At 70.0% G+C, this 10,398-nt stretch carries 10 protein-coding genes; 7 read left to right on the forward strand and 3 right to left on the reverse strand.

Translation table 11 applies throughout. The features are described from left to right. The first annotated feature begins 39 nt into the window (after positions 1-39). The gene (locus tag L2C96_RS34605; RefSeq protein ID WP_237339194.1) at positions 40-3,171 is read left to right on the forward strand and encodes an ATP-binding protein; all 3,132 of its coding nucleotides are present in this window, start codon (positions 40-42) and stop codon (positions 3,169-3,171) included. Here L2C96_RS34605 and L2C96_RS34610 read toward each other — a convergent pair. Both L2C96_RS34610 and L2C96_RS34615 read right to left on the reverse strand, forming a co-directional pair. Continuing rightward, complete coding sequence (locus L2C96_RS34610) at positions 3,155-3,898, reverse strand: ABC transporter permease (protein WP_237339195.1); 744 nt, start codon at positions 3,896-3,898, stop codon at positions 3,155-3,157. The genes L2C96_RS34605 and L2C96_RS34610 overlap by 17 nt on opposite strands. Further along, positions 3,895-4,833: an ATP-binding cassette domain-containing protein gene (locus L2C96_RS34615; protein ID WP_237339196.1), complete on the reverse strand. Its 939-nt coding sequence runs from the start codon at positions 4,831-4,833 to the stop codon at positions 3,895-3,897. The genes L2C96_RS34610 and L2C96_RS34615 overlap by 4 nt, the downstream gene beginning before the upstream one ends. Positions 4,834-4,946: 113 nt before the next feature. On the opposite strand from L2C96_RS34615, the gene L2C96_RS34620 reads away from it, so the two are divergent. The 6 genes from L2C96_RS34620 to L2C96_RS34645 all read left to right on the forward strand — a co-directional run bounded on the left by L2C96_RS34620 (position 4,947) and on the right by L2C96_RS34645 (position 9,056). Further along, the gene (locus tag L2C96_RS34620; RefSeq protein WP_237339197.1) at positions 4,947-5,567 is read left to right on the forward strand and encodes a TetR/AcrR family transcriptional regulator; all 621 of its coding nucleotides are present in this window, start codon (positions 4,947-4,949) and stop codon (positions 5,565-5,567) included. Beyond that, positions 5,564-5,902: a DUF6204 family protein gene (locus L2C96_RS34625; protein WP_237339198.1), complete on the forward strand. Its 339-nt coding sequence runs from the start codon at positions 5,564-5,566 to the stop codon at positions 5,900-5,902. The genes L2C96_RS34620 and L2C96_RS34625 overlap by 4 nt, the downstream gene beginning before the upstream one ends. Positions 5,903-5,924: 22 nt before the next feature. Next, positions 5,925-6,299, forward strand: coding sequence for a YciI family protein (locus L2C96_RS34630; RefSeq protein WP_237339199.1), 375 nt, complete (start codon positions 5,925-5,927; stop codon positions 6,297-6,299). Between the two features lie 389 nt (positions 6,300-6,688). Beyond that, a complete protein-coding gene (locus L2C96_RS34635) occupies positions 6,689-7,048 on the forward strand; it encodes a helix-turn-helix domain containing protein (RefSeq protein ID WP_098085218.1) in 360 nt (119 codons plus the stop codon). 71 nt (positions 7,049-7,119) lie between these two features. After that, the gene (locus tag L2C96_RS34640) at positions 7,120-7,851 is read left to right on the forward strand and encodes an MATE family efflux transporter (RefSeq protein WP_237339200.1); all 732 of its coding nucleotides are present in this window, start codon (positions 7,120-7,122) and stop codon (positions 7,849-7,851) included. Positions 7,852-7,967: 116 nt separating this feature from the next. Beyond that, positions 7,968-9,056, forward strand: a complete 1,089-nt coding sequence (locus L2C96_RS34645) for a DUF6615 family protein (RefSeq protein WP_098085221.1) — start codon at positions 7,968-7,970, stop codon at positions 9,054-9,056. Positions 9,057-9,073: 17 nt separating this feature from the next. Here L2C96_RS34645 and L2C96_RS34650 read toward each other — a convergent pair. Further along, on the reverse strand, positions 9,074-10,398 hold a 1,325-nt coding region (locus L2C96_RS34650; RefSeq protein ID WP_237339201.1), incomplete at its 5' end, for a hypothetical protein.

Below are 10,398 nucleotides of genomic sequence, written 5' to 3' on the forward strand. Positions count from 1 at the left end.
CGCCGAGCCCGGCGCCGGCCGACTGGCAGAATCGGCCGGGTGCAGGTCGGAATGCTCGGTCCATTCGAAGTTCGCACGGACGACGGCGGCTTCGCCGACGTGCCCGGCGCCCGGTTGCGCGGGCTGCTGGTCGCCCTCGCGCTGCAGCCGGGCCGCGTCGTCCCGAAGGCGGCGCTCATCGACTGGATCTGGGGTGAGCAGCCGCCGTCGGACGCGGTGAACGCCCTGCAGCGCCTCGTTTCCCGGCTGCGGAAGGCGCTGCCCGCCGGGTCGGTCGAGGGGCAGACGGACGGCTACCGGCTCCGGATCGAGCCCGACGCGGTGGACGCCGTCAAGTTCGAACGCCTCGTCGGCAAGGCGCGCGAGGACGAAGATCCGCAGCGGCTGCGCGAGGCCCTCGCGTTGTGGCGCGGTCCGGCCATGCAGGACGTCGGCCTGACCGACAGCGGCGCCTTCGACGCCGCGGTCACCCGCCTCGAGGGGCTTCGCCTGACCGCGCTGGAAGACCGGTTCGACGCGGAGATCCGCCTCGGCAACGGCGCCGATCTGGTCACCGAGCTGACCGATCTGGTGGCCGCGCACCCGGTGCGGGAACGGCTGGTCGCCGCGCTGATGCGCGCACTGGTCGCCACCGGCCGCGACACCGACGCGCTGCTCGTCTACGAGCGCACCCGGGAAACCCTGGCCGACGAGCTGGGCGTCGACCCCTCGCCGGAGCTGTCCGCGTTGCACGTCGCGCTGCTGCGGGGCGAGGTGGAGCGGCCCGCGGAGAAGCAGAAGACCAACCTGCGCGCCGAGCTGACCAGCTTCGTCGGCAAGGACGCCGAGGTCACCGCGGTCCGCGACCTGATCGGCGAACACCGGCTCACCACGCTGATCGGCCCCGGCGGCGCGGGGAAGACCCGGCTGGCCACGGAGACCGCGCGCACGCTGCTCGGCGACTTCCCCGACGGGACCTGGCTGGTCGAACTCGCCCCGCTCGGCGCGGACGGGGACGTCGCGCAGGCGGCGCTGGCCGCGCTGAAACTACGCGACGCGCTGCTCGGCGACGCGCCGGACGCGGACCCGGCCGACCGCGTCATCGCCGCCCTCCGCGAGCGGACGGTGCTGCTGGTCCTGGACAACTGCGAGCACGTGGTCGGGTCCGCCGCGGAGTTCGCCCACCGGGTGCTCGGCGAGTGCCGCCGGCTGCGGATCCTCGCCACGAGCCGGGAACCCCTCGGCATCACCGGTGAGGCGCTGTGGCCGGTCGCGCCGCTGGCGCTGCCCGCGGACGACGCCGACCCGGGCAAGATCGAAGCCGCCCCGGCCGTCCAGCTGCTGCGCGACCGGGCCGCCGCGGTGCGCAAGGACCTCGGCACCGACGCCCAGACGTTGTCGGCCATGGCACGCATCTGCCGGGCGGTGGACGGGATCCCGCTGGCCATCGAACTCGCCGCGGCCCGCCTGCGCACCATGTCGCTCGACCAGCTCGCCAACCGGCTCGACGACCGGTTCCGCCTGCTCACCGGCGGCAGCCGCACCGCGCTGCCCCGGCAGCGGACCCTGCGCGCGCTGATCGACTGGAGCTGGGAGCTGCTCAGCGACGCCGAACGGACGGTGCTGTGCCGGCTCTCGGTGTTCTCCGGCGGCGCGAGCCTGGAAGCGGCCGAGCGCGTCTGCGCCACCGACGAGATCGAATCGTGGGAGGTGCTGGAGCTGCTGACCGCGCTGACCGAGAAGTCGCTGGTGGTCACCGATGACGACGGCGCCCCGCGCTACCGGATGCTCGGCACCATCAAGGAGTACGCCGACGAACGGCTCGCCGAAGCGGGCGATTCCGAGGCGGCGCGCCGCGCGCATCTGGCGTACTTCACCGAACTCGCGGAAACCGCGGAGCCGCACCTCCTGCGCGCCGAACAACTGGAATGGCTCGGCGTGCTCAAGGCCGAGCACGACAACATCGCCGCGGCGATGCGCGGCGCGATCGCGGCCGGCGAAGCGGCGGGCGCGATGCGGCTCGCCGCGGCCGCGGGCTGGTACTGGTGGCTCGCCGGGCACAAGGCGGAGGGCAACGAGCTGATCCTGGCGGCGGCCACGATGCCCGGCGAGGTGGCGGACGAGACCCGCGGCGTGGTGTACGCGTTCGTGTCGGGGTTCATGACCTCCGGGCGCGGCAGCGACCAGTTCGACGCGGTGGAGTGGATCCACAAGGCGTACGAGATCAGCCGGCGCGTGCCCAACCCGCCGCCGTCGCTGCGGTTCGCCGGCGCGATGGAGCGCCTGCTGGAGGGGCCGGACGCGATGCTGACCGCGTTCGAGCCCCAGATCACCGACGACGACCCGTGGGTGCGCGCGCTGGCCCGGCTGCAACTCGGGAAGATGCGGGTGCAGCTCGGCCACGGCGGCCGGGAGGCGGACACCTACCTGGAGGCGGCGCTCACCGAGTTCCGCGCGATCGGCGAACGCTGGGGCATTTCGTTCGCCCAGACCGAGCTGGCGGAGCGGATCGCGACGCGCGGTGAGTTCACCCGCGCCTGCGAGCACTACGAACAGGCGATCGCGGTCGTCAAGGAGGTCGGCGCCGTCGAGGACGTCGTGCGGATGCGGTCGCGGCAGGCCCAGCTGTACTGGGTGCTCGGCGACGCGGAGCGCAGCGCGTCCGCCATGGCCGAGGCGCAGCGGTACGCGGACCGGATCGCCTGGCCGGAAGCGCTGGCCGAGCTGGCGCTGGCGAAGGCGGAGCTCGCGCGCTGGCGCGGCGACACCGAGCAGGCGCGCCGGGAACTCGGCATCGTGACGGAGATGCTGAGCGACAATGCGGAACGGGCGGCCGTCCGCGTGATGACGCACGATCTGCTGGGCTACCTCGCCGAGGACCTCGACGAGGCCAGGGAGCACCGCGCGGCGGCCGTCGAAGCGGCGGCCGAGGCGGGGCACCCGCTCATGATCGCCCAGACGCTGGTCGGGGCCGCGGATCTGGCGCTGCGCGGCGGACAACCCGAGCAGGCCGTCCGGTTGCTCGCGGCGAGCGACGCGCTGCGCGGTCTGCCGGACCGCTCGCAGCCGGACGTGGCGCGGATCGAGCAGGAAACGCGGAACCGCCTCGGTGACACGCGGTTCACCGAGGCGGTTCAGGAGGGGCGGGAGACGAGCTGGCGCGAGCTGATCGCGGTCACGCTCGCTTCTTGAACGTGGCGGACGCCCACAGGTAGCCGACGAGCGCAATGCCGGCGCACCAGGCGAGGGCGGCGATCAGGTCACCGGTGGCGGGCGAGCCGTTGAGCAGGCCGCGCAGGGTTTCGATGACTGGCGTGAACGGCTGGTACTCCGCGAACTCGCGCAGGCCCGGCCCCATCTTGTCGGCGGGGACGATCGCGCTGCTGAAGAACGGCAGCATGACCAGCGGCACCGACGCCATCCCCGCGGATTCCACCGACTTGGCCGCCAGTCCCAGCGCAACGGTCAGCCAGCCGGTCGCGAGACCGAGCAGCACGACCACGCCGAGCACGCCCAGCCAGTCGAGGAAGTCCGCCGACGGGCTGAACCCGAGCAGGAACGCCACGCCGACGAGCGCCGCGATGGCGAGCAGGTTGGTCAGCACGCTGGCGATGACGTGCCCGTTCAGCACCGCGCCACGGGAGACGTCCATGACCTTGAACCGGTTGATGATGCCCTTGGTCATGTCGGAGCTCACCGCGGTCGCGACACCGCCGAGTCCATAACAGACAGCCAGGAGCATCAGGCCCGGTGTGGCGTAGTCGACGTAGTCGACGCCGACGCTGAACGCGTCGCCGAGCATGTACACGAACATCACCATGACCACGATCGGCATCAGGACCGCGTTGAAGACGGTGACCGGGTTCCGCGCGATGTGCTTGAAGTTGCGGCGCAGCATCACGAGCGACTGGTTGTTCATTTCGCGACCACCTCCGTGGTGTGGCCCGTGAGGGCGAGGAAGACGTCATCGAGGTCGGGTGTGTGGACGGTGAAGGTTTCGGCGCTGAGCGAGTGCTCGTCGAGCCGGTCGAGCAAGGCGCGCAACGACTTCGTGCCGCCGTCGCTGGGCACGCGGAGGGTCAGCGCGTCGTCGTCGCGGGTGGCGTCGGGCAGGATCCGGGCAGCCGAGTCGAGCTCGGTGGCCGTGGCGAACCGGAGCCGCACGTGGGTGCCGGGGATCTGGCGCTTGAGTTCGTCGGGGGTGCCCTGCGCGACCAGGCGGCCCTTGTCCAGCACCGCGACGCGGTCGGCCAGCTGGTCGGCTTCCTCGAGGTACTGGGTGGTGAGGAAGATGGTCACGCCGTCGGCCACCAGGTCGCGGATGATGTCCCACATCGTGCGGCGGCTGCGCGGGTCCAGACCGGTCGTCGGCTCGTCGAGGAAGATGACCCGCGGGTTGCCGACGAGCGTCATGGCCAGGTCGAGCTTCCGGCGCATGCCACCCGAGTAGGTCGACGCGGGTTTCTGGGCGGCGCCGGCCAGGTCGAACCGGTCGAGCAACTCGGCGACGACGCGCTTGCCGTCCTTGGCCGGGACCCGGTTCAGGTCCACCATCAGCTGCAGGTTCTCCTGGCCGGTGAGCAGCTCGTCGACAGCCGCGAACTGGCCGGTCACGCCGATCGCCGAGCGCACCGCCTTGGCCTCGGTGGCGATGTCGTGCCCGGCGACGCGGACGGTGCCGCCGTCGGCCTTGATCAGCGTGGTCAGGACGTTGACGGTGGTGGTCTTGCCGGCCCCGTTGGGCCCGAGCAGGGAGAAGATCGTGCCCGCCGGAACGCTGAGATCGATCCCGTCGAGCACGACTTTGTCTTGGTAGGACTTCCGGAGCCCGGAAGCCGTGATCGCCTCTGTCATGACGACCACTTTCGACGGCCGCCCTGACACGGCCCGGTCACCGCACTGACACGACTCCTGACACCGATTCGGATACAGGTCGACATTCAGATACAGGCCTGTATCCTGAATTCGTGGAGACGGCAGACGCGCCCGCGGTCCGGATGACGCGCAAGGAGCGCCAGGAGGAGACCCGCCGACGGCTGATCGCGTCGGCGATCAGGCTGTTCGCGCGGTCCGGGGTGTCCGCGACCTCGCTCAACGCGGTCGCCGAGCACGCCGGGTTCAGCAGGGGAGCCGTGCACGGCAACTACTCCGGCAAGGACGAGCTGGTCGCGGCGGTCGCCGAGACGGTCGCGGGAGAGCTCGCCCCGCAGCTCGGGCAGATCCTGATGGGGCCCGGGTCGAGCCGCGAACGGCTGGCCGCGTACATCCGCGCCTTCCTGGAGTACTGCGCCCAGCACCCGGACTCGGCCGGCGCCTTGATCGCCGTGGTCGAGTACCTGAGCCGAGAGGATCGGCGGCACTACGGCGATCGGGTGGCCGCGTCGCTGGGTGATCTGATCGCGCTGTTCGAGGACGGTCAGCGCCGCGGCGAGATGCGCGCCTTCGACACCACCACGATGGCGTTCGCGCTGCGCACCGTGCTGGACAACACGGCCGCCCACCTCCTCGGGGGCGACGCGGACATCGAGGCGCTGACGGCGGAGATCGTGGCGCTGTTCGACGCTGCGACCCGGAAGGAGCGGGGATGAGCCGCACGTATCGGGTCACGGTCCGGGGCCGGTTCGAGAACCTCACCGCCCCGCAACGGGAGCGGCTGCTCGAGGAGCAGGAGGCCCACGACGTCTTCGCTTCCCGCTTCACCCCGGAAGGGACGTTCCTCTACACGCCGCAGCTCATCGGCTACCAGTTCCGCTACCTGCTCCACGTCGAGGAGGACAGCCCCGAGGACGCCGACCTCGCCGCCCAGCTGGAAGCCCAGGAGCTGGCCGAGGCCGGGATGCGCGCACGGGGCCTGCAGGGCCGGATCGTCGAAATCAGCCTGACCTGCCTCGACGACGTGAAGATCCGCAAGAGCCGACGATGACGAACAGAAAGCGAGTTGCCCGATGCCGCAGTACTTCCTCACCATTCCGCACGAGTCGGCCGAGGAGCCGACGATGGAGTCGATGCAGGAGTTCGATCCGGCCGAGCTGGAGGCCGTGATGGCCGCCGTCGACAAGTTCAACAGCGACTTGAAGGAGGCCGGCGCGTTCGTCACCGCGGGCGGCCTGCAGCCACCGTCGACCGCGATCACGGTCGACGCCAGCGGCGAGGAGCCCAAGCGCACACGCGGGCCGTTCGTGGAGGCCGCCGAGTACGTCGGCGGGTTCTGGATCATCGACGCCCCGGACGAGGAGAAAGCGCTGACGTGGGCCGAGCAGGTCTCCGCCGCCCTGAGCTCACGAATCGAGGTCCGCGCCCTACAGGAGGCCGCGGAGTAAACCCCTCCCCGGGCATCCAAAGTGGAGAGAGTCACACAACTCTCGCCACACAACCAAAAGGGCCACCCGCGTCGCGGGTGGCCCTTTTTACTGTTGACCAGACCAACTGCCCGGTCGCCCGACCAACGCAACCACGTCGGGGGTTAGTGGCCTTACTCGAACACGGAACGACAGCGATGGGGGTCCGGGGATCGCCCCGGGCGGGGTCTGGGGGCTGCGCCCCCAGAAGAAATACGAGGATCGAAAACAGCGAAGGCGCATCCCGCCGAGCAGGATGCGCCTTCGATCGAGTGGAGGTTAGGGGACCTTACTCGAACATAAAAGACCAGGTCAGGGCGCTGGAAGAGCTCCGCGAGAAGCTTCCCAGCCTCGATACCCCCGAGCCGACCGTGATCAAGCGCGACCGACCTCGCCGGGCCCGGCAACTCCGTGCCGATCAAGTCGAGCAGTTGATCACTGACTACCGGTCCGGCGCGACGGTGTACGAACTCGGTGACCGGTTCGGCATCGAGCGGCGGACGGTCAGCAACATCCTCCACCGGCACGGCGTGCCGATGCGCCGCCGCGGCCTCTCGCCTGAGCAGGTCGACGACGCCATCCACCTCTACAAGCTCGGCTGGTCCCTGGCGCGAGTCGGCGACCACTTCGGCGTCAACCACACCACCGTGCTGAATAAGCTGCGTGAACGCGGCATCCCCACCCGAGACACCCACGGGCGTCCGCGCGTCGAAGCAGGTGGTGCTCGATGACCAGGCGTGCAGTTGTGTCGACGCGATCAGGCTCGGAGAGGGCTGCTGTGGTTCAAGCCGTCACCGTGATCATGGGCATCGTCGTTGGCCTCACTTTTCTCTTCGGCTTCGGCAACGTCCTCAACCTTGCGCTCCGGCTCGGCGTGCCCGCCTGGGTCGCGCCACTGGTGGCTCCCGCTGTTGATCTTTCGATCCTCGGGCTGCTGCTCGGCACACGGCACCTGGCGCTCGCCGGTGCATCCCCGGAGGTGCTGCGGCCTGCTCGTCGGCTGCTGATCTTCGCAAGCGTGGTCACGCTCGCGTTGAACGTGGCAGAGCCTCTGGTCGCAGGCGAGTTTGGTAAGGCGGCCTTCGACGCGGTAGGGCCACTCCTCCTGATCGGCTGGTCGGAGGTCGGCCCTGGCCTATTGCAGGCGATCGGCGCAACGAGTCATGTGCCAGCCGCACGCGAAGGCGATCGGCCTGAGCCGGCTGTCCCTGTGGACTCGGATGACGGTGCGCCGGAGACGGGGCCCGAACTCGACGAGGACGTCCCGCAGCAAGGTGGCGAGCGACCAGTCGTTGGGCGGACACCGGAAGCGCTCTTGGCGCAGGCACGGCGAGAAGACGCGGCGCACCGTGCTGCTCACCAGAAGCCGATCTCCGCGGACACGCTTCGTGTACGGCTTGGGATTGGCGCGACTCGGGCGCGGCGGCTTGTCAAGGCTGTCCGCGAGGAGTACCAAGCCGAGGTCGCAGGGGGTCCGGTCGACGCGGGCGCTGGGGATGCGGCGAGGGGTGTGCCGACGGCCTTGGCGGCGTGACGTGAGCGGCGGTGCTCGCCAGCGTGGCCGGTTGCCCCGGCCGTGGAAGGATCGTTCGGTGAGCACGAGCGGGGCCAGGCGCCTGCCCCGCTCCGGGTGATTGGTTGGAGAGCAGGATGATCAGCGGCGATGGGCGGCCTGATCCGTACCAGGCGTTCCAGCGCGGGCGTCTCGCCGTCGACCAGCACATGTCGAAGGTGCTCCAGGCCGAGGACATGTGGGCAGAGGAAACCGCGACGGACATCCTGCTGACGGAAGCATTTCCCGATGTCCGGTACTGGAAGTTCACCAAGCGGCAAGAGAGCGCCGTGGGCGCCGACTGGTTGTGGTGGTGGATCGACACGACCGGGACCAGCTTCGGACTGCTGACCCAGGCCAAGATCCTGAAGCGCCGCGGTACCGGCTGGCACGTCGACTTCGGCTACCGCCGCAGGAAGACCGAGCCCGCGCAGATCGACAAGCTCCTCGTCTCATCCATGACGTTCAGCGTCCCGGCTGCTCACGTCCTGTACTGCGGTACGCCCGCATACCGTGCGGGCCTCGCCTGCGGACTGACGCATCACGATGGCGCCAACTGCCGCGACCGGGAGCGGGCCGGGGTGTCGATCGTGCCCAGCATCATCCCGCACTACCTGATGCCGCGGGTGCGTGACAACGTCGCGGTCGAGGCGTTTCACTGGTCGTTGCCACTTGAGGACGTCGCTGACCCCGGCCGCTCACAGCCACCGTTGCCTCCCCTAGCGGCTGTTCACCCGGACATCGCCGAGTTCATGCGCCGTCCGCAGCTCGGCGCCCGGCGGGTCGCCAAGACCATGCTGGAAGCCGTGCACTCCATCCGCATGGGACAGTTCTCAGCGGCGCTGTCGGAAGACGCAGACGACGGCGTTGAAGACGCAGTGTTCACTCACCTACCGAGTGATCGCGGCCACTTCGGCGTGCCCTACCTGGCGCACGTCCTCGGCGGGCTACGTCACCGACCTCCGGCCTATGTCCAAGACCTGCTCGCTGGCCGGACCCCGCCAACGTGGGTTACCGACGCTGTCGCCGGGATCGTGGTCATTCACGATCCCGAACCAGCGATCCAGCACCTCGCCACACCTGCAGGAGACGGCAGGATGCACCCACAACGGCACCTTGCGGTTGTCCATTCCGATGATCGCGAACAGTTGCCGCCTGCGGCCGTGGCCCGGTCGAACTCAGGATGACGGCGGTGAAGGCCGGGTCAGCGCGAGGGGAACAAGCTCGCCACGTCGTCCACGGTGATGATCTTCCCGAGGGTTGGGGAGAGCAGTTTGCCCAGCCAGCCGTCAGGCGGCAGTGTGGCCTCGATCTTCGTGCGAGCCTCGCCGCGGGCTTCGGCGTTGCCGTCGCCGCAGAGCGCTGCGTACTGCTGAAGGCGGTCGGCCAGCAGGTTGTAGAGCCGGACGGCGGCGTCGTGATTGATGAGGGTGATCCTGTCGCGGGCTGCCTCGGCGGCGTCGCTCTGGACGGTGGTGGCCGGGGTGAGCAAGCAGCCGTAGACCCGTGTCTTGGCTGCGCGCTTGGTCTCGACTTCGATCTGGCCGAGCAGCTGGTTGACGTCTCCGCGGGACACCGGGTGCGGTTCGCCGGTCTTGACCTCCCAAACGCGACGTTCGCCGCGCTTGACGGTTGACCAGGTCCACCGGCAGTCGGTGGCGCTTTGTTCGGTCTTGGGCGGTCGTTCTCCACTGGCTCCGACCAGACGTGCGAGCACCTTGAGGCCGTCGCATTGCTGATCGTGGCTGCCGGCGAGCAGGGTGCGCCCGTCGGAGAGTGCGCGGTCGAGCCGGCCTCCGGCTTCACGACGCCATTCATCCCACACGAGGAAGAGGCGGTCGGTGTCGTCAGCGGTGCGCTCGTGTCCCTTGAGGTCGGCGACCGTGCGGCCCAACCGGCGGAACCACGCGGTGCGAGGCCCGTTGGTGGTGGCGTCTTCGAGGGCGGTGCGCGCGGCGGCGAGGTCCTCGTTCCGTCCGCGGTCGAACAGTGCGTGGGCTTGGACGTAGCGCCAGAACGCGGCGTGCTCGGTCTCTCCGGCGGATGCGAGCAGGTCCGCGGCTTCGCGTGCTCGCTCAGCAGCGCGGCCGTGGTCGCCGATCCACAGGTCGGTGGCCGCCGACACCTCAGCGTCGGCGCTAGCGACCTCACCGCTGCCGCCGGTGCTACGTCCTGGGCGTGGCCGTCGCCGCGGCGTTGCCTGCTTGACGGGTTCGGTGGGGCCGGACGGTTGGGCCACCTGCCAGAACGCCCGGCAGGCGTCGGTCGTGGCGACCGAGCCCTGGTCGTAGAGTTCGAGCGCGGCGCGAACGATCGGCTGTGTGCCTTCGGGAATGGACGCGCGAACCGCTGGGTCGGCGAGGATCTGGGCGAACGTCGGGTCGAGTCCCAGGTACAGCGAGCGGTCGGTCGCGGTGCGATTGGCCCGGCCGAGAGCCTGGGTGACTCGTTGTCCGACACGGTGCCGCATGAAGGTCGCGTCACCGAGGTAGGCGACCACGAACCGCTCGAACTCGCTGCTGGCCTGCG

It is taken from the genome of Amycolatopsis tucumanensis, from assembly GCF_021654135.1.
Classification (GTDB): domain Bacteria; phylum Actinomycetota; class Actinomycetes; order Mycobacteriales; family Pseudonocardiaceae; genus Amycolatopsis_E; species Amycolatopsis_E tucumanensis.

Excerpts from the sequence above, each read along its gene's own strand:
- L2C96_RS34610 (WP_237339195.1), bottom strand. The coding sequence starts at position 3,898 with ATGAACAACCAGTCGCTCGTGATGCTGCGCCGCAACTTCAAGCACATC.
- L2C96_RS34615 (WP_237339196.1), bottom strand. The coding sequence starts at position 4,833 with ATGACAGAGGCGATCACGGCTTCCGGGCTCCGGAAGTCCTACCAAGAC.
- L2C96_RS34625 (WP_237339198.1), top strand. The coding sequence starts at position 5,564 with ATGAGCCGCACGTATCGGGTCACGGTCCGGGGCCGGTTCGAGAACCTC.
- L2C96_RS34630 (WP_237339199.1), top strand. The coding sequence starts at position 5,925 with ATGCCGCAGTACTTCCTCACCATTCCGCACGAGTCGGCCGAGGAGCCG.
- L2C96_RS34640 (WP_237339200.1), top strand. The coding sequence starts at position 7,120 with ATGGGCATCGTCGTTGGCCTCACTTTTCTCTTCGGCTTCGGCAACGTC.
- L2C96_RS34645 (WP_098085221.1), top strand. The coding sequence starts at position 7,968 with ATGATCAGCGGCGATGGGCGGCCTGATCCGTACCAGGCGTTCCAGCGC.